The organism is uncultured Oscillibacter sp. (assembly GCF_900544955.1).
Taxonomy (GTDB): domain Bacteria; phylum Bacillota; class Clostridia; order Oscillospirales; family Oscillospiraceae; genus Oscillibacter.
The window spans coordinates 89,753-107,628 of the sequence record NZ_UQXD01000001.1 but is presented as its reverse complement, the minus strand read 5'-3'; the positions used below and the strand labels follow the sequence as shown (position 1 = coordinate 107,628).

The window sequence follows — 17,876 nt, the reverse complement described above, 5'->3', positions numbered from 1 at the left end:
ACTATGTTGCAAAAGCTAAAACAAAATCAATTTCTATTTTCAGAACTGGTCAAACGTGATTTCACAAAGAAATATAAACGAACCATTTTGGGTATGGCATGGAGCATTCTGTCACCGCTGATGAACCTTCTTATCATGTGGCTGGTGTTTAGTAAGATGTTTGGAAACAATGTGGATCACTATGTGGTTTACCTGTTTGCCGGCCAGCTGGTTTTTGCGTATTTTACAGACTCCACAAACCTGAGTATGGGTGCTTTGGTGAATAACTCCGCGATTTTCTCCAAAATCAACATTCCAAAGTATTTATTTCTCTTCTCGCAAAGCGTGTCATCCCTAATTAACTTCGGGCTGACGCTGATTATTTTCTTCGCCTTTGTTGCTATAGATGGCATTCCCTTTTCATGGGATTTCCTTCTGTTGCTGTTTCCAATTGCATGCATGACGCTGTTCAATTTGGGACTGGGGCTTATCTTATCAGCACTGTTTATTTTCTTCCGGGATATGCAGTATTTGTGGGGAATTCTAACACAGCTGATCATGTGGATGTCTGCAATTTTCTATACGATCGATAGCTTCAGCTATACCGCCCAGTGCATGTTTCTTCTCAACCCGATCTATTTATACATTCGCTATTTTCGGAAAATTGTGATTGACGGGGTTATTCCCACCCCGCAATTTCATCTTTTGGCGTTGGCTTATGCATTGATTGCTTTTGGATTGGGCTCCTATATGTATAAAAAATACAACCACGAATTTCTGTATTATGTTTGAGGTGTCCCATGAAAACAGTGCTAACCGTAAATAATGTAAGCATCAGCTATAAGCTGGGCGATTTTAAGGATATCGGCCTGAAGGAATGGACTGTGCGTCACTTGAAGCATGAATATCATGTGGAGACATTTATGGCAGTGGAGGATGTCAGTTTCGATTTAAATAAGGGGGATATGCTCGGGATTATCGGCGCTAACGGCGCCGGAAAATCCACGTTGCTGAAAGCGGTAACCGGCGTCATGGAGCCCCGCAGCGGCTACATCCAGCGAAACGGACAGATTTCCGCCTTACTGGAATTGGCATCCGGCTTTGACGGCGACCTGACGATTAAGGAAAACGCTTATTTAAGAGGGGCTATGCTGGGGTATACCAGAGCATTTATGGATGAAATTTATCCTCAGATTTTGGAGTTTTCCGAGCTGCAGGAATTTGAATTTCGTCCCTTCAAGCAGCTCTCCAGCGGAATGCAGTCCCGGCTCGCATTTTCCATTGCGTCCATGGTGCAGCCGGAGATCCTGATTTTGGATGAAGTGCTGTCCGTGGGAGACGGTGCGTTTCAGGAAAAAAGTGCAGAAAAAATGAAGGAAATCATCCATGGCGGCGCTGCCACGATTTTGGTTTCCCACTCGTTGCCTCAGGTGCGTGCCCTGAGCAATAAGATTTTATGGCTCCACAAGGGAAAGCAGGTCGCCTGCGGTACCAATGTGGAGGAGATTTGCGATGAATATCAAGATTTTTTGAATGGCAAAACCACGCAAATAGCTGAGAGAGAAGAAAGGAGGAAAGACGGGCAATTATGATAAAAAAACAGGAGAAGAAGCGTATATGTTATTATTCTCATTTGTCTTCATTGCCTGAGCTTGGGCGGATACGCAGCTGAAGGTCCCCACTCCCACGCCATTAAATGCGCAAAGCGCTGCCGAAATGAGAAAGGCACAATATGCAAAACTATTCTGCGCTGAACTGGATATGTATCCTGTCCCAGATGCGCCTATGTGAATAAAAACAGGTAAAAATTGTAGAAGCGGAAGTATGCCATGATCATATCCATATGCTCATGGAAATACCACCCCAAATTGCGGTTTCGAGCTTTGTGGGGTACTCAAAGGGAAAAAGTTCGCTGATGATTTATGAACAGTATCCAAATCTAAAGTTCAAGTATAGAAACCGTGAATTTTGGTGTTGAGGATACTATGTAGATACCGTGGGAAAGAACGCCAAAAAGATAGAGGAGTACATTAAGAATCAGCTCCAAGAAGATAAGATGGGAGAACAACTGACGATGGGAAAATACTGAACCCGCTCGCGGGCTGCCAGTAACAGACTCCATGCAAATGTCAGACCGTACCAAAGCCGCATGAGGCGTGGCTAGTAACATAGAGAGGCTACGCCCACATAAGCCCCCCCTCCGGCTTAGCCGGGGGGGGGCTTATTAACGTTGGTTGGAGTTGCGCCAGATCTTTTGTTCCTCGGCGGCAGCAATCAGTCCTTCCCGGAAGGTAGGCAGTGTCAAGATTTATGCGCAAATTGGTTTGCAGTCTCTGAGCGAGTGAAGTTAACCGGCAGCGGAGGAGTCCTCACAGACGGCCTCCAGATGCTTCATATTCATGTATTTCTTGTTGCCCCACTGGGTGCCGGCCACATGCCGCAGCCGTGCGCAGACTAGCATAAGCGCTGAGTTCCCTTCAGGGAAGCAGCCCACCACGCGGGTGCGGCGACGAATTTCCCGGCTGAGCCGCTCAATGACGTTATTTGTGCGGATGCGTGTCCAATGCTCCGATGGAAAATCTGCGTAAGTCAGCGTCTCTTCCACTCCAGCCTCAATTTTTTGGGCGGCCTCCTTCAGCTTCATGGATTGCAGCTCCTCTACGACCGTCCTGGCCTTCTCATGAGCCGTTTTCTTGCTCTCCCGAGCGTGGATCGCCTTGAGCATCTTGAATACCAAGTTTCACCTTGGACTTCGACATGACGGAAAACACATTGCGGTATCATAAGATAAGTAAAGGCTTCTTGCAGTACGCCAGGCATGGGCATCCCAAAATGTTGCAAATGGGAATCCATTTTTCTCGAAATTGCGCAGAAGCACCTTTCCAAATTGAACTTCTGTTGACGGTCCTGATATTCATGATGCCTTTACCGCCATCCGCATTCTCGTGGGAATCGAAACAGATATGTCCATCAGTGATAAGTAACGCCATGCAGACCATGACAGTAGAAGATAGAAAAATTGTTTAGGAGTCATAAGTCAATTTTAAAGGCAGATGACTTGCCTCAGTCCGCCCGGTCTTTACAATTGGTATTTCCAAAATCTGCGTCAGTCCTTTCAAAGAAAGCTCCTCGTCCATATACCGCCTGACAGCCGACTCGGCGGCTTGCTTCCACGCTTAATACTCCGATCCTTATAAACCCCCAGTGCGCGGCTGATGCGCATGGCATAGGCTTTATTTCGCCGCTGATAGAGGGACAGGCTCTCATCGGCGGCGATTTTCTTTCGTATTTTTCCTTGGCCGCCAGCTCCTTACAGGATTTTTCGGTTTCGCCCACCAGCCGGTCGCAGTAGACTGTCCGACTTGAAAACGGATGAAAATAGCGGCCACAGTAGGCACACTTTTTAAGCCGAACGTTTTGCTGTGCTATTTCCTCCAACTCTGTCAGCAACACTGCCTGTAAATCATCGGAGCCGACAAATAGGCGGCTGGTGATGTTCTCCGGCGGCTCGATTTCCTTAGCAGGGGAGAGGATTGGCTCAAACAGATGCCCATCAATGTAGGTGCGCCGCTCCACGCACATGAACTTACTGAGCCCCGCCAGCTTGGCAGCAAGCGATTTATCCCGACTCTGGTGCATACAAAGCCGCTGCAAAGGACTTTCCTTGCGCTCATCCATCAGAAAAACATCATCTACTAACGTGCTCAAGTCCGAGTGAAGTTTTTGCATCTCCAGAACATGGTATCGCAGTCCAAGCATCTTTTTCTCCTCAAAAAACATAGGACGCAAATTGCTCTCTAAAAAAGGATGCAAGGGGCGAATCTTGGCAGCGACGGCCTCTGCCAGTTTTTCCCGATTTACCGGTTGGTTTAAATCATCGGGATGCAGGGCCAATTCAGCGAAAAAAGCGTCACAATCTGTGGAAAGAAAGGTCAGCAGCGCAGTGCCAAATTGATCCTCCACAAGCCGCTGTCCATCGTCAATTCATTTTTTTCCGTTAAAACTCATGCAAAACAAGGCTTTTATTGCATTTCCTCCGTGGTAAAGTCAGTCTCAACAGATGTGGTATATCAAACGTTTGCTATGCTCATTGTGCCGAATGAATCTATTGTTGATTCATTTGGCACAACTTAATGACCGTTCGGGCAGAATACTACTCCGGGGAAGTACGCCGAGACCCGCTGCGCATGCCATAGCGGTAGCGCGCCAAGGGGCTGCACACGGCGTCTTAGCAGAAGGGGTTGGAAACCGTGTCCGAGAGGAACGGCAACTTTCATGGCAAGTTCAGCTGTTGTTTCGCATAAAGCTGGGAGGAGGGGGATATGCAGAATGATCAAAAAAGCGAAGTATTTGGAGTGCCAAGGAGACGCATTAGCAAATTCGGAATATCTACTGAAGTATCAGAGGGCCATTCTGTGCGCCCTCCAAAAAAGAGAGATCCTGACCAGTCAACAAATGGAAGATTGCATATTACAATTGGAAAAACAGCAGCATTAAAGCAAGTTTACATTACATCTATTTTGAGCTGGCACATTAGTTAACCGCTTGGTTTTATCGTATGATTTGCAGAAAGGAGGCGATATTATGATTCGAGTGGCGGCTTACTGCCGTGTGTCTACCGACAAGGACGACCAGGCAAATTCCTTTGAGAGCCAGCAGAGCTATTTCCGCTCCTGCATCGAACGAAACCCGGACTGGGAGCTGCAGGAGATTTACGCAGACGAAGGCCTGTCCGGAACCAGCACCAAAAAGCGCAAGCGGTTTAACCAGATGATTGCAGCGGCGCGGGAGGGGAAAATCGACCTCATTATCACAAAGGAAGTCAGCCGGTTTGCCCGTAACACCGTGGACACGCTGGAATACACCCGGGAGCTGCGAAAACGCGGGGTGGGGATCTTCTTCCTGCTGGACAACATCAACACCCTGGACACGGACGGCGAGCTGCGGCTCACCATCATGTCCTCCATGGCCCAGGACGAGAGCCGCAAGACCTCGGAGCGGGTCAAGTGGGGGCAGACACAGCGGATGGAGCAGGGGGTTGTCTTTGGGCGGGAGCTGCTGGGCTATGACGTGAAAGATGGCTGCATGACGGTGAATCCCGAGGGGGCCGCCGTTGTGCGCTATATTTTTCACAAATACCTGGTAGAGCACAAAGGCTGTCCCACCATTGCCAAGGAGCTGCGGGAGGAAGGCATTTTGTCCAGCCGGGGCAATCTGAAGTGGTCCAGCGCAACGGTGCATAAGATTCTGAAAAATGAGAAATACTGCGGTGACCTGATTCAGAAAAAGACCTACACGCCAGATTTCCTCAGCCATCAAAAAAAGTACAACAGGGGACAGGAGGCACTTGTTGTTCTCCGGGACCACCATGAGGCGATCATCGACCGGGAGACTTGGGACGCGGTACAGCGGGAGCTGGCACGCCGCAGCCGCCACAATACGGCCACCGACAATGGGCATGGCAATCGCTATCCGCTCTCCGGCAAAATCAAGTGCGGAAGTTGCGGCAGCAGCTTCTTGTCCCGAAAAAAGAAGACCGGCTCCGGAAAAACCAAGAAGGTCTGGCGCTGCGGCAAGGCCACCATCGAGGGCAAGCTCCACACCGATGCCCAAGGCAACCCGATGGGCTGTGAGATTGGGCGGCAGATTCGGGAGGAGGTGGCCCTGGACATCGTACGCCGCGCCATTGAATCGGTTCCAATGGACAAAGAGGCCGTCATAGAGAACCTCACCCGCACCGTGGAAACGGTGCTGAAAGACACGCAGGAGGATGACAACGCCGAGATCCGGCGCATGGAGCGGGAGCTAGAGGAAACGCGTCAGAAAAAGCAAAAGACCCTGGAGGGATTTTTGAACCAATTCATCTCCAGGGAAGACTATCAATTTATGAACCAGCGCTATGACGTTACAATCGCAGCGTTAACGGAGAATCTGGAGGCCATCGAGCTGCGTCGGAAGCTGGATGCCAGCGCCAAGGATGCCTGCCAGGACATAAAATCAGCCATCCGCAAGATTGTCACCGAAGAAAAGCCGGACGATTTCTGCGGACAGCTCTTGGAGCGCATGACGGTTTACGCCGACGGCAGGGTGGAGGTCGCTCTGAAAAACTTGCCCGCCCGGTGGTATTTCCTGCTGGACGGCTCTGTGGAATCCCGCGCCCAGAAGGGGGTGCAGGAAACCTCCGATGCACCGATATCCGTCAGCAAGGCCTTCAGCTCCGGGTAGGGCATGGTATAGCGCTGGCTCAGATACCGCAGGGAGGCACCCAGCTCTCCGTCGGGGCCGCCGTACTGGGAGATGATGACCGACGCCAGCTTGGGGTTGGTGTTCTTGATCTTCACTGGGTACTGGAGCTTTTTCTCATATACAAACATCAGTCGTTCCCTCCTTCATCCCAGGGCCAGGGGTCCTTCAGCCAGGCGTAGCCGTCTTCGGGGGTCAGGTCCGTCTGCATGAGGGGGCCGTACATCTTCTGATATTTCTCCCGGCCCTCCCGGGCCAGCTTGATATAGGACCAATACAGCTGGAGCACCTCCTGGTCCTGGGCGTGGGTCACCAGGTACAGTCCCAGCTCGTCAATGGCAAAGTCCAGGGCCATCAGCTCCACCAGGGCGGTGTTGGCCATCTTGGTCTTTTGCTGAATGGCGGCCTTGAAGGGCAGGTCCAGTCCGGGGAAGAGGGTGCCGGTCTGCAGGGCCTCCATCCGGCTGTACCGGACGGGGTTGGGCTCCTGCATGGGAACAAACGGAAACGCCAGCGAAGCGCAGCAGCCGGGCAGGGAGCCCTTGTCGGAGCCGCAGGACGTGGCGGATGGATTCTGGTTCTCCATTCTCAATGGATTCCTCCTTTTGAAAAGGTGGCGCACGGAATGCCATGCGCTCAATCCACTATATGCGCCCAGGGGACGGGAGGAGCCTGCCCTTGATTTCCGGCGCCGGAGGCGCTATAATCTGGCATATGGAACCGCTGGGGCACATACCCTCCCAAGGGGGTGTTGCCTGTGATCGTCTGTATTCGAAGGATTCATCTGCGCCTGGCGGCGCTGCTGCTGGCGGTATTCGTGGGGCTGGGGGCCGTGCTGTGGTATGGCCACGCGCCCGCGGCGCCAGTGTTCGCCGTCCGGGAGGGGGTGCCCATCACCGTGGTGGTGGACCCGGGCCACGGCGGGGAGGACGGCGGTGCCGTCTCCTCCGGTGGGGTGGAGGAGAGCCGGCTCAACCTGGAGGTGGCCCTGCGGGTGAACGACCTGCTGCGGTTTTCCGGCTGGCAGACCCGCATGACCCGGCAGGAGGACGTGTCCATCCACAGCGAGGGCGCCGATTCCGCCCGGGAGAAGAAGGTCTCGGACCTGAAAAACCGGGTAAACCTGGTCAACGGCACGGAGAACGCCGTTTTGCTCAGCGTCCACCAGAACAGCCTGCCGTCCTCCACCGTCACCCACGGCGCCCAGGTCTTCTGGAACGGCCAGCCGGGGGCGGATGATCTGGCCGAAGCGGTGCAGGAGGCGCTGAACGAGGCCATCAACACGGAGCGGGCCAAGGCCGCCAAGCCCATCGGCCCCAGCATCTATCTGATGAAGAACGCGCTGGTCCCGGGCATTCTGGTGGAGTGCGGATTCCTCTCCAACCCTGGGGAGACCGAGCTGCTCCAGCAGGCAGACCATCAACGAAAGCTGGCCGCCGCCATCACCGCAGGATTCCTGCGAGGCATGGCCGGAGAGGGAGAGTCATGAAGGCAAAAACCATGTTTTACTGTACGGAGTGCGGCAACGAGACGCCGAAGTGGGCGGGGAAGTGCCCCGCCTGCGGCGCCTGGAATACCATCGTGGAGCAGCCGGAGGCCCCCAAGGCCCTGGCCAAGAGCGGCAGCCGGACCGTCCGGGCCGCCCAGTCCGTCCGCCGGGCCTGCCCGGTGACGGACCTCCAGGCGGACGAGGAGATCCGCTTTCCCACCGGCATGGGGGAGCTGGACCGGGTGCTGGGCGGCGGCGCGGTGAAGGGCTCCCTGGTGCTGGTGGGTGGCGCCCCCGGCATCGGGAAGTCCACGCTGATGCTGCAGATTTGCAGCAAGCTGTGCGAGTTTTCCAAGGTCCTGTATGTATCTGGAGAGGAGTCCGAGCACCAGCTGAAGCTGCGGGCCAAGCGGCTGCGGGTGGACAGCCCCAGTCTGTTCGTCATCTCCGAGACCAGCCTGGGGGACCTGCTGGAATCCGTGGCGGCGGAGAAGCCGGACGTTTTGATCGTGGACTCCATCCAGACGCTGTACAACGCCGCGCTGGAGTCCCCGGCGGGCAGTGTCAGCCAGGTGAAGGACTGCACCATGGCCCTGATGCAGCTGGCCAAGGGCCAGGAGGTGACGGTGTTCGTCATCGGCCACGTGAATAAGGAGGGCTCTATCGCGGGGCCCAAGGTGCTGGAGCACATGGTGGACTGCGTGCTGTACTTCGAGGGGGACCAGCACACCTCCTACCGCATTCTCCGGGCGGCGAAAAACCGCTTCGGCGCCACCAACGAGATCGGCGTCTTTGAGATGCGGGACGCGGGGCTGACGGAGGTGGAGAACCCCTCGGAAATGCTGCTCTCCGGCCGTCCGGAGGACGCTCCGGGCACCTGCGTCACCTGCGTGATGGAGGGGGTGCGGCCAGTGCTGGCGGAGATTCAGGCCCTGGTGGTAGGCTCTGCCGGCGGCAATCCCCGCCGCACCAGCAACGGCTTTGACTACAACCGGGCCGCCATGCTGCTGGCGGTGCTGGAAAAGCGGGGCGGACTAAAGGTGTCCGCCTGCGACGCCTATCTGAACATCATCGGCGGCCTCTCCTTGGACGAGCCCGCCGCAGACCTGGCGGCGGTGATCGCCCTGGCCTCCAGCTATCTGGACCGGCCGGTGCCCAGCGACCTGGTGGCCATCGGGGAGGTGGGGCTGACTGGGGAGCTGCGGACCGTCAGCCAGCTGGCCCAGCGGATTTCGGAGGTCCAGCGGCTGGGGTTCCGGAAGTGCGTCATTCCGTCTCACCGGGCGGTGGAGGCGTTTCCCGGATTGCAGCTGCTTCCGGTGCGCAATATCGGTGAGGCAATCCGAGCCGCGCTGCGTCCGACGGAATAAAATGGACGCAGGCGCCGCCCAGGGACGGCACGCCGGCGGCGGCCGCGCTGTCCAGGGTGCACACGCCGTCGGCCTGGTAGATACACGCGCTGGTACAGGGGATCAGACTCATGAACCATCATCCGTTCCTTTTTGATGGGACTAGCTTGGCCCGAACCGGGCCGTTTTATGAATGAGACTTGACGGGAAGGAGGCAAAGGGAGGATTGTAGCGATTGAACAAAATAAAAATTTTGTTCAATCTAGGGGAGGGCAAACCGGGCTTCTCCGCAAAGACCCGGCGCCGGAGCGCCGCGGCCGCGGGGCTGCACTTTTCCGGTTCGCCGCCGGGACAATACTTCCAATTGTACTATGGCAGATTACCGCACCGAGGCGCCGCAGATTCTGCGGGACTTTCTATCCTACCATGAGACCATCAAGGCCCATTCCAGGCGCACCGTGGACGAATACTTCCTGGACCTGCGGAATTTCTTCCGCTATCTCAAGCAGCTCCGGGACCCGGCGCTGGCGGGCAAAGCTCTGGACGAGATCGACATTCTGGACGTGGATCTGGAATTCGTGGCCTCCGTCACGCTGACGGACATCTACGGCTACATGACCTATCTCAGCCGGGACCGGGTCCGCAACCTGAACAGCCCCCGTTCGGACTACGGCCTGAACGCCGCCTCTCGGGCCCGGAAAATCGCCACCATCCGGTCCTTTTACAACTACCTCACCAACAAGATGCACCTACTTCGTGAAAATCCTGTCAAAGATATCGACTCGCCCAAGCTCCGCAAAACCCTGCCCAAATATCTGACCCTGGATGAGAGCCTCCAGCTGCTGGGGTCAGTGGATGGGAAAAACCAGGAGCGGGACTACTGCATCTTGACGCTGTTCCTCAACTGCGGGCTGCGGATCAGCGAGCTGGTGGGCTTGAACCTCCGGGACATTCAGGACGACGCCCTGCGGGTTTTGGGCAAGGGCAACAAGGTCCGCATCATCTACCTCAACGACGCCTGCCAGGACGCCCTCCAGCGGTATCTGGCGGTGCGGCGGCCCATCACAGGCCGGGACCAGGACGCCCTGTTCCTCTCCGCACAGAACGAGCGGATCAGCCGTTCCACGGTCCACGCCATGGTGAAAAAGCGGCTGGGCGCCGCCGGGCTGGACAGCAGCCAGTACTCCTCCCACAAGCTGCGCCACACCGCCGCCACACTGATGCTGCAAAACGGCGTGGACGTCCGGGCGGTTCAGGAGGTGCTGGGCCACGACCACCTGAACACCACGGAGATCTACACCCATATCGACAACGAATCCCTTCGAGTGGCTGCAAAGGCAAACCCCTTGTCACATGTGAAGAAACCGAAGAAAGACTAAAGGAGCCGCCCACCCGGGCGGCTCCTGTTTCGTTTTCTGTGGGTACTTCGGGGCGCCCTCAGGCGGTGCGGAGCAGGCTCTGCCAGCTCCAGCCGTCGTACATGGGCAGCGTCCCCAATCGCCAGAGAGAGACGCCGGTGACGCCCAGCAGCTTGGCGGACCGCAGGTTCACCAGGGGGTCCTCCAGCCACAGGAAGTACCGCTTTCCGTCCCCGGCGGTGAAGACGGCGTAGGCGCCGTTTCTGCCGGCGGTACCCTGCTGGATGTACTGGTAGGCGGCGTCATTGGCCAGGTACACCGGCTTTGCGGAGACCAGGCGGCCCTCCCCGTCCACCTCCCAGGCCACATTTTTGCTGCTGACCCCCAGCAGCACCTTCTCCGGGTCCCGGACGCCGGTGCGGCTGTCGGTGATGGCCAGAAGGGACCAGAACACCTGCCCGGCAGGGGCATTTTTCGTGGCCTCCGCAAAGCCCTGGCTGGAAGCCACGGCGGTGCCCAGATAGATAGCCGCGTCCCGGGCCTCGTAGTCGTAGGCCATGAGAATCACCTTATCCGCCAGGTCCCCGATGGCCCGGTAGTCGTAGCCGTCGTAGTAGGCCCCGCCGGTGAGCGCCGGCGACACGCAGACGTAGAGAGACTTGTCCAACTTGTCCACCGCCGCCGAGAGCTCCGTGAGGAAGGCGGTGAAATCCGCCCGCTGGGCGCTGCGCAGGCCCTCAAAGTCGATGGTGACGCCGCTGTAGGGGTTTTGACCGATGCCCTGGTAGGTCACTGTCAGCTCGTTTACAATCTGTTCCACCGCCTGGCTTCGGCCGTCGGCGGAGGCCAGCAGCTCCCGCAGGCCGCCCCCCGCCTCCATAAAGACGCTCAGGTGGAAGTCCACCTGGTGGTCCGACATGTAATCGGTTACCTCCTGGTATCCCGTGGGGACATAGTACTCGTTGCTGTTGGCGCCGGTGGTGGACAGCAGGGCCGTGGTCCCGTCCCAGGTCATCCGGCTCCACCCGGCGCTGACGGCGTCCATCTGCCCGGCGAGGTCCAATTGGCTGTACGAGGACAGGGCGTAGAACCCATGGACGAAGCCCGCCGCCTGGTGGATCTTCTCATAGATGCGCACCAGCATGGCCGCCGCCTGGGCCCGGGTGGCGGTGGCGTCGGGGGCGTAGGTGGTGGCGGAGGTGCCTTTGGTCATGCCCACCGCATAGGCCACGGCGATGTACCCCTTTCTCTGGGCCACGTCGGAAAACGGCAGATCGGACTCCTTTTCCGCAATGGCCGCGGCGGGCTTCAGTCCCAGGGCCCGCACCAGAATCTCCGCCATCTCCCCCCGGGTGACGGCCTCGCCGGGGCGGAAGGCCCGGTCGGTGTCCACCACGTCGTATTTGGCGGCGGCGCTGATGGCGTTCCAGTAGGTGACGGAGATATCCTGGGGCACCTGCATGGCGGAGGTGATGTGGGCCTCCGCCGTCTGGGCCCCCTCAAACCACCCCAGCATCCGTCCCACCACCGTGACGAACTGGGCCCGGGTCATGGAGTCCGTATAGCCGAAGGTGTTGGGGGCGTAGCCGTTCATCAAGCCGTAGTCCACGGCCTTCCAGACCTCCTCCGACAAGGCGCCTCCGGCGGGGATGTCGCTGTACGCCCCGGCCATGGGGACCGCCAGGACCGCCGTCAAAGCCAGCGCCGTCAGACAGGACAGGAGTTTTTTCATGGGAATCTCCCCCTTTTCTCTAGATATCCCCATGATAGCGATTTGTGCCGCCGGAATTGTGAACAGTCGGTTAAATTTTTCAGGGCCGCATGGTGCCGGTAATGTGGAGGAAGCGGCTCTTCCGGTACTCGTAGGTGGACAGCGGCCGGTTGTCCGCGTCATAGCTGTGGGCGGCGATCAGCACGTTTTCCGGCGTGATGGGCCAGCCCACGGACACCACCACCGGCGAGTGCTGAAATTCCTCCCCCTTGAAGCTCAGTTGGATCAAATCCCCGGGCCGCAGGTCCTCCAGGCCGCAGGGCTCCCCCACGGGGCCGATGGAGGGCCCCTTCCGGGTGAGAAAGTTCCACAGGTAGGGCACTCCCGTCCAGGCGGGGGCCTTCTGGTCGGCGTCGATGTAGTACCAGCCGAAGGTGGGCGTGAAATTCATGACGCCGCAGCCGGCGAAGATGCACTGGGACGCGAAATTGGTGCAGTCACCCCCCAGGTGCTCATAGTCGTAGAATTTGGGATTCCGGCCGTAGGCCCACTCATGGGCGTACAGCACGGCGGCGGTCCGGTCGTAATCCTGTACAAAGCGCATGGTCTCCCCTCCCCTTTTTTGTATCCTATGCGCGTCGGGGCGGAAGGATACAAAAAACGGACCCGCCGGAAAGGCGGGTCCGTTTGGAGGTCGGAAACTCAGAGGAAGGCCTTGCCGTCGCAGCCCAGCACGTCGATGAGCTTGTGCTTGACCAACTCCTTGATGTTGGTCCGGGCGGGCTTCAGGTACTCCCGGGGGTCAAACTTCTCGGGGTGCTGGTTGAAGAACTGGCGGATGGTGCCGGTCATGGCCAGGCGCAGGTCGGAGTCGATGTTGATCTTGCACACGGACATGGAGGCGGCCTTCCGGAGCTGATCCTCCGGTACGCCGATGGCGCCGGGCATGTTGCCGCCGTTCTCGTTGATCATTTTCACATACTCCTGGGGCACGGAGGAGGAGCCGTGGAGCACGATGGGGAAGCCGGGCAGGCGGCGGGACACGTCCTCCAGAATGTCGAAGCGCAGCTGGGGCTTGGTGCCGGGCTTGAACTTGAAGGCGCCGTGGCTGGTGCCGATGGCGATGGCCAGGGAGTCGCAGCCGGTCTTGGTGACGAACTCCTCCACCTCCTCGGGACGGGTGTAGGAGGAGTCCTCGGCAGAGACCTTCACCTCGTCCTCAATGCCGGCCAGGGCGCCCAGCTCGGCCTCCACCACCACGCCGCGGTCGTGGGCGTACGCCACCACCTGCTTGGTGATCTCGATGTTCTCTGCAAAGGGCTTGGAGGAGGCGTCGATCATGACGGAGGTGAATCCGCCGTCGATGCAGCTCTTGCAGGTTTCAAAGCTGTCGCCGTGGTCCAGGTGCAGGCAGATGGGAAGGCCGGTCTCGATCTCGGCGGCCTCCACCAGCTTGATGAGGTAGGTATGGTTGGCGTAGGCGCGGGCGCCCTTGGACACCTGGAGGATCAGCGGGGCGCTGACCTCTTTGGCGGCCTCGGTGATTCCCTGGACGATCTCCATGTTGTTGACGTTGAAGGCGCCGATGGCGTAGCCGCCGTCATAGGCCTTCTTGAACATTTCAGTTGTGGTAACCAGTGGCATATTCATCATCTCCCGAAATTTTTACCGTCCCGCCCCGGCGCGCACCGCTTTGTCAGAATTTCACGATTCACGGAGGCGAAAACGATTTCCTTCTATGATAATATCACAATGAAATTAAATTGCAAGTATTTACAATTCATTTTTTCAATGCTATGATAAAAGCAGTGGGCAGCGGGCCCTCCGCCGCCTGCGAGAGGAAGAAAATTCTTGAGGAGGATTTCCCATGAGTGAGTTAAAAGGCGCATGCATCATCGGCCAGTCCGGCGGCCCCACCTCCGTCATCAACGCCAGCGCGTACGGCGTGATCGACACCGCGTTGAAAAGCACCGGCATCACCCGCGTTCTGGGTGCGGAGCACGGCATTAAGGGCGTTTTGAACGACCGCTTGTTCGATATGGGCCAGGAGGACCCCGCCGAGCTGGCGCTTTTGAAATACACCCCCTCCTCCGCCCTGGGCTCCTGCCGCTACAAGATGAAGGACCCGGACGTGGACGACACGAACTACAAGCGCATTCTGGAAATCTTCAAGAAATATGACGTCCGCTATTTCTTTTACAACGGCGGCAACGACTCTATGGACACCTGCAACAAAATCTCCAAGTACATGCAGAAGGTGGGCTACGAGTGCCGGGTGATGGGCGTACCCAAGACCATCGACAACGACCTCTTCGGCACGGATCACTGCCCCGGCTACGCCTCCGCCGCCAAGTACATCGCCACCTCCTGCATGGAGGTCTACCAGGACGCCCGGGTGTACGACACCGGCATGGTCTGCGTGGTGGAGATCATGGGGCGCCACGCCGGCTGGCTGGCCGCCGCCGCCGCCCTGGCCACCGCCCACGGCGCGGGCCCGGACCTGGTGTATCTGCCGGAGGTGGACTTTGACATGGACAAGTTCCTCGCCGATGTGGACCGCATCTACAAGGAGAAGGGCAATTGCATGGTAGCGGTCAGCGAGGGCATCCACTACGCCGACGGCTCCTTTGTCTCCGAGGCCAAGGCCTCCGCAACCGACGGCTTCGGCCACGCCCAGCTGGGCGGCCTGGCCGCCATTCTGGCCGAGGCGGCCAAGCAGAAGACCGGCGCCAAGGTCCGGGGCATCGAGCTGAGCCTGCTCCAGCGCTGCGGCGCCCACCTGGCCTCTGAGACCGACATCGAGGAGAGCTACATGGCGGGCAAGGCCGCCGTAGAGAATGCGGTGAACGGCATCACGGACAAGATGGTGGGCTTCGAGCGCAGCTACGAGGACGGAAAGTACGTCTGCCGCACCAAGCTGCTGAGCCTGACGGATGTGGCCAACACGGAGAAGAAGGTGCCCCTGGAGTGGATCAACGCCACCCACGACGGCGTGGAGAAGGCCTTCATCGACTACGCCCTGCCCCTGATCCAGGGGGAGCCGGACCTGCCCAAGGAGGACTCCCTGCCCCGCTTTGCCAAGTTGAAGAAGGTTTTGGCGAAGTGACGTCCCCTGCATCGGATTTCATCAAAAAGGCCGCCTTTCGGCGGCCTTTTTTCTGTAAGGTGAAATGGCTTGTCAGTTCCTGCAAAGCGGCGTCTGCACTCAGATATTCTTCTGATAGATGGCCCAGAGGCCGTTCATCAGCAGGTATTTGTCGTAGACGATGGGGTTGCGGCAGTATTTCACGATCACCGGGGCGTTGCCGCCGGTGGCCACCACGCTGACCGTCTTCCCGGCGTACAGCTCCCGGATGCGGTCGATGATGCCGTCCAGCATCCCGGCGGTGCCGTAGACGATGCCGGAGCGCATGCAGTCCTCCGTGGTCTTGCCGATGAGGGTCTTGGGGTGCTGTAAGGAGATGTCCGGAAGCTGGGCCGCCCGGCGGCTCAGCGCCTCCAGGGACACGTTCACCCCCGGCAGCAGCATGCCCCCCTCGTAGCTGCGCCCCTGGTCGATCACGCCCACGGTGGTGGCGGTGCCCATGTCGATGGTGATGATGGGGGGCTGAAACCGCTCCAGGGCGGACACCGCGTCCGCCACGATGTCGGCCCCTACCTGGGTCTGCACCGCCAGGCGGATATTCAGCCCCGTCTTCACCCCCGGGCCCACCACCATGGGGGGCTTGCCCAGCAGACGGGTCAGGGCCTTTTCCATCATGAAGTTCAGCGGCGGCACCACGCTGCACAAAATGGCGCCGGTGACGTCCGTGTGGCGGTAGTGATACAGGGTGAACAGATTCAGCAGATCAATGCTGATCTGGTCCGCCGTCTTGCGGCTGTCCGTGTCCAGGGACGCCAGAAACCGGAGCTTCTTCTCCCTGTCGAACAGCCCCACGGAGGTATTGGAGTTGCCAACGTCGATGGCCAGCAGCATGGGGGTCTCCCCTTTCCTTGTTTTCTCCTATGGTATCACGACTTCCGCCCGCTTGCAATCGTACATCTGTTTGTGTATAATGAAAGCGACCACACAACATGGAAAAGGAGCCGGTTCTTATGACGTACTGCACCCCCCTTCCCTCCCCCCTGGGTCCGCTGTATCTGGCCTCCGACGGCCATTCCCTCACCGGCCTTTGGATAGAGGGCCAGAAGTACTTTGCCGCCACCCTGGAGGGCGAACCCCGGCTGACGCAGCCGGATGTCCCGGTATTCCGCCAGACGGAGGCCTGGCTGGCGGCCTATTTCGCCAAGGAGGCCCTCCCCGCCCCGCCGTCCCTGGCGCCCAAGGGCAGCCCCTTCCGCCAGGCGGTGTGGAAGCTGCTGCTGGAAATTCCCTGCGGGCAGACCACCACCTACGGCGCCCTGGCCCAGCGGCTGCGGGCCCAGGGCCTCTCTGCCGCGGCCCAGGCGGTGGGCGGCGCCGTGGGGCACAATCCCATCTCCATCCTGATCCCCTGCCACCGGGTGCTGGGGGGGGACGGCGGGCTGACGGGCTACGCCGGCGGTGTGGAGAACAAGCGATTTTTGCTGGAGCTGGAGGGGGTGCGGCTGGGGGATTGACCCGCCGCCCGGGGCACCGGACAGGAACAGAGCGCGCAGGCAGCGGAGGCTGCCTGCGCGCTCTCTATTGCTTTTCGGGGCCGGAAAGGCTGCTTACTTCTTGTAGCCGCACTTGGGGCAGACGCCGTTCTCGTTCAGCGCGATGCCGCACAGCGGGCAGCGGTCCACCGTCTTTTCCGGCGTGTAGGTCTCGGAGGCGGCGTTGACGCCGCTGCTGAAGGTGATCTTCGCAATGTTCAGCTTGTCCTTCAGCAGATCGTACACGATCTTGATCATGCCCTCCACGGTCATGGTCTCCTTCGTAACCACCAGGCGGCACTCCGGGTACGCCTTTGCCAGGGCCGTCTCGAAGGCGGGGCCCTTCATCTGGTTGTTGGGCGCGCCGTTTCGGATACCCTGGGCCTCGTAGACGCCGAGGATGGCGGGCAGCAGCGGGTCGTCCTCCCGGAGGATCAGGGCGTGGTCAAAGTTTTTCAGAACGTTCCAGGCGGTCTTCTGGATCTCGTTGCAGGGGAACACCATGTTCACGCCGGGCTCCACCGAGTCCTCGACTTCAATGGTCAAAATGCCCGTATGGCCATGGAGATACTGGGCCTCGCCCTTGAATCCATAAAACCGGTGCGCGTACTGCAGGTCCAATTTGGTGATGCTTCTCATAATAACACTCCTCTTTCTTTCTATATCGTGGACGGGAGATTACGTTCCTCCCGTGCGCGTCTCTGATAGGGATTTTCCGGGGGCATCCCCGCAGGAGGGGCAGATGCCCCGGAACAGCAGCTCATAGCCGGTAAAGCGGAAGCCCTGGGGATTCCGCACCCCCTGTTCCAGCGCCCCCAGGTACGGCATGTCCACATCGAACACGCGGCCGCAGGCCTCGCACCGGATATGGTGGTGGTCGTCACACCGGTGGTCGAACCGGTCGGGGCCGCCCGGGATTTCAATTTTGCGGATTTGCCCCAGCTGGGCCAGCCGGTTCAGGTTCCGGTACACGGTGCCCCGGCTGATATGGGGATGCCCGGCAGCCACCTCCCTGTACACCTCGTCCGCGGTCGCATGGCATTGCAGCCGGTTCACCGCGTCGTACACCAGGGAGCACTGGATGGTGTTTCTCTGTATCATGAAATCATTCCTTAATAGGATTTAATCTT

The 17,876-nt window shown here is 58.6% G+C and carries 17 protein-coding genes and 3 pseudogenes; 10 read left to right on the top strand and 10 right to left on the bottom strand.

Going from position 1 to position 17,876, the window contains the following annotated elements; translation table 11 throughout:
* The first annotated feature begins 3 nt into the window (after nucleotides 1-3).
* From QZS21_RS00560 to tnpA, 3 genes and pseudogenes are all read left to right on the top strand, one after another.
* Complete coding sequence (locus QZS21_RS00560) at nucleotides 4-771, top strand: ABC transporter permease (protein ID WP_295578946.1); 768 nt, start codon at nucleotides 4-6, stop codon at nucleotides 769-771.
* An 8-nt stretch (nucleotides 772-779) separates the two neighbouring features.
* Nucleotides 780-1,571, top strand: a complete 792-nt coding sequence (locus QZS21_RS00555; protein ID WP_295578944.1) for an ABC transporter ATP-binding protein — start codon at nucleotides 780-782, stop codon at nucleotides 1,569-1,571.
* 173 nt (nucleotides 1,572-1,744) lie between these two features.
* Nucleotides 1,745-2,132: pseudogene (gene tnpA, locus QZS21_RS00550) on the top strand (IS200/IS605 family transposase); the annotation flags it as partial.
* A 194-nt stretch (nucleotides 2,133-2,326) separates the two neighbouring features.
* Here tnpA and QZS21_RS00545 read toward each other — a convergent pair.
* Both QZS21_RS00545 and QZS21_RS00540 read right to left on the bottom strand, forming a co-directional pair.
* Nucleotides 2,327-2,759, bottom strand: a pseudogene (locus QZS21_RS00545) (transposase); the annotation flags it as partial.
* A 283-nt stretch (nucleotides 2,760-3,042) separates the two neighbouring features.
* Nucleotides 3,043-3,942, bottom strand: a complete 900-nt coding sequence (locus QZS21_RS00540) for a DUF6076 domain-containing protein (protein WP_295578942.1) — start codon at nucleotides 3,940-3,942, stop codon at nucleotides 3,043-3,045.
* A gap of 359 nt (nucleotides 3,943-4,301) precedes the next feature.
* Here QZS21_RS00540 and QZS21_RS00535 point away from each other — a divergent pair, with 359 nt between their 5' ends.
* Both QZS21_RS00535 and QZS21_RS00530 read left to right on the top strand, forming a co-directional pair.
* Complete coding sequence (locus tag QZS21_RS00535; protein WP_295578940.1) at nucleotides 4,302-4,520, top strand: hypothetical protein; 219 nt, start codon at nucleotides 4,302-4,304, stop codon at nucleotides 4,518-4,520.
* A 43-nt stretch (nucleotides 4,521-4,563) separates the two neighbouring features.
* A complete protein-coding gene (locus QZS21_RS00530) occupies nucleotides 4,564-6,204 on the top strand; it encodes a recombinase family protein (RefSeq protein WP_295578937.1) in 1,641 nt (546 codons plus the stop codon).
* On the opposite strand, the pseudogene QZS21_RS00525 reads toward QZS21_RS00530, so the two are convergent.
* Nucleotides 6,153-6,353: pseudogene (locus QZS21_RS00525) on the bottom strand (manganese catalase family protein); the annotation flags it as partial. The gene QZS21_RS00530 and the pseudogene QZS21_RS00525 sit on opposite strands and share 52 nt — an antisense overlap.
* Nucleotides 6,353-6,808 carry a spore coat protein CotJB gene (locus QZS21_RS00520; protein ID WP_295579056.1) on the bottom strand — a complete coding sequence of 152 codons (456 nt, stop codon included), beginning with the start codon at nucleotides 6,806-6,808 and terminating at the stop codon, nucleotides 6,353-6,355. The gene QZS21_RS00520 and the pseudogene QZS21_RS00525, both read right to left, overlap by 1 nt.
* A gap of 171 nt (nucleotides 6,809-6,979) precedes the next feature.
* Here QZS21_RS00520 and QZS21_RS00515 point away from each other — a divergent pair, with 171 nt between their 5' ends.
* The 3 genes from QZS21_RS00515 (at nucleotide 6,980) to QZS21_RS00505 (ending at nucleotide 10,439) form a co-directional block, all read left to right on the top strand.
* Nucleotides 6,980-7,711: an N-acetylmuramoyl-L-alanine amidase gene (locus tag QZS21_RS00515; RefSeq protein WP_295578934.1), complete on the top strand. Its 732-nt coding sequence runs from the start codon at nucleotides 6,980-6,982 to the stop codon at nucleotides 7,709-7,711.
* On the top strand, nucleotides 7,708-9,081 hold the full coding sequence (gene radA / locus QZS21_RS00510) for a DNA repair protein RadA (RefSeq protein WP_295578931.1): 1,374 nt from the start codon (nucleotides 7,708-7,710) through the stop codon (nucleotides 9,079-9,081). The genes QZS21_RS00515 and radA overlap by 4 nt, the downstream gene beginning before the upstream one ends.
* Nucleotides 9,082-9,431: 350 nt before the next feature.
* On the top strand, nucleotides 9,432-10,439 hold the full coding sequence (locus tag QZS21_RS00505; protein ID WP_295578929.1) for a tyrosine recombinase XerC: 1,008 nt from the start codon (nucleotides 9,432-9,434) through the stop codon (nucleotides 10,437-10,439).
* 58 nt (nucleotides 10,440-10,497) lie between these two features.
* Here the strand turns inward: QZS21_RS00505 and QZS21_RS00500 are convergent, their stop codons facing one another.
* From QZS21_RS00500 to fba, 3 genes are all read right to left on the bottom strand, one after another.
* A complete protein-coding gene (locus QZS21_RS00500) occupies nucleotides 10,498-12,150 on the bottom strand; it encodes an S-layer homology domain-containing protein (RefSeq protein WP_295578927.1) in 1,653 nt (550 codons plus the stop codon).
* A 79-nt stretch (nucleotides 12,151-12,229) separates the two neighbouring features.
* Nucleotides 12,230-12,733 (bottom strand): amidase domain-containing protein, encoded by a 504-nt coding sequence (locus QZS21_RS00495; protein WP_295578923.1) that lies wholly within the window; start codon nucleotides 12,731-12,733, stop codon nucleotides 12,230-12,232.
* Between the two features lie 98 nt (nucleotides 12,734-12,831).
* A complete protein-coding gene (fba, locus tag QZS21_RS00490; RefSeq protein WP_295578921.1) occupies nucleotides 12,832-13,773 on the bottom strand; it encodes a class II fructose-1,6-bisphosphate aldolase in 942 nt (313 codons plus the stop codon).
* Between the two features lie 223 nt (nucleotides 13,774-13,996).
* On the opposite strand from fba, the gene QZS21_RS00485 reads away from it, so the two are divergent.
* A complete protein-coding gene (locus tag QZS21_RS00485) occupies nucleotides 13,997-15,235 on the top strand; it encodes a 6-phosphofructokinase (RefSeq protein ID WP_295578919.1) in 1,239 nt (412 codons plus the stop codon).
* Nucleotides 15,236-15,334: 99 nt separating this feature from the next.
* Here QZS21_RS00485 and QZS21_RS00480 read toward each other — a convergent pair whose 3' ends face one another.
* On the bottom strand, nucleotides 15,335-16,105 hold the full coding sequence (locus QZS21_RS00480) for a type III pantothenate kinase (RefSeq protein WP_295578917.1): 771 nt from the start codon (nucleotides 16,103-16,105) through the stop codon (nucleotides 15,335-15,337).
* Between the two features lie 119 nt (nucleotides 16,106-16,224).
* On the opposite strand from QZS21_RS00480, the gene QZS21_RS00475 reads away from it, so the two are divergent.
* Nucleotides 16,225-16,728: a methylated-DNA--[protein]-cysteine S-methyltransferase gene (locus QZS21_RS00475; RefSeq protein WP_295578914.1), complete on the top strand. Its 504-nt coding sequence runs from the start codon at nucleotides 16,225-16,227 to the stop codon at nucleotides 16,726-16,728.
* A gap of 93 nt (nucleotides 16,729-16,821) precedes the next feature.
* Here QZS21_RS00475 and QZS21_RS00470 read toward each other — a convergent pair whose 3' ends face one another.
* Both QZS21_RS00470 and QZS21_RS00465 read right to left on the bottom strand, forming a co-directional pair.
* A complete protein-coding gene (locus tag QZS21_RS00470; protein WP_295578911.1) occupies nucleotides 16,822-17,385 on the bottom strand; it encodes a 6-carboxytetrahydropterin synthase in 564 nt (187 codons plus the stop codon).
* A gap of 39 nt (nucleotides 17,386-17,424) precedes the next feature.
* On the bottom strand, nucleotides 17,425-17,847 hold the full coding sequence (locus QZS21_RS00465) for a Fur family transcriptional regulator (RefSeq protein ID WP_295578909.1): 423 nt from the start codon (nucleotides 17,845-17,847) through the stop codon (nucleotides 17,425-17,427).
* Nucleotides 17,848-17,876 lie beyond the last annotated feature (29 nt).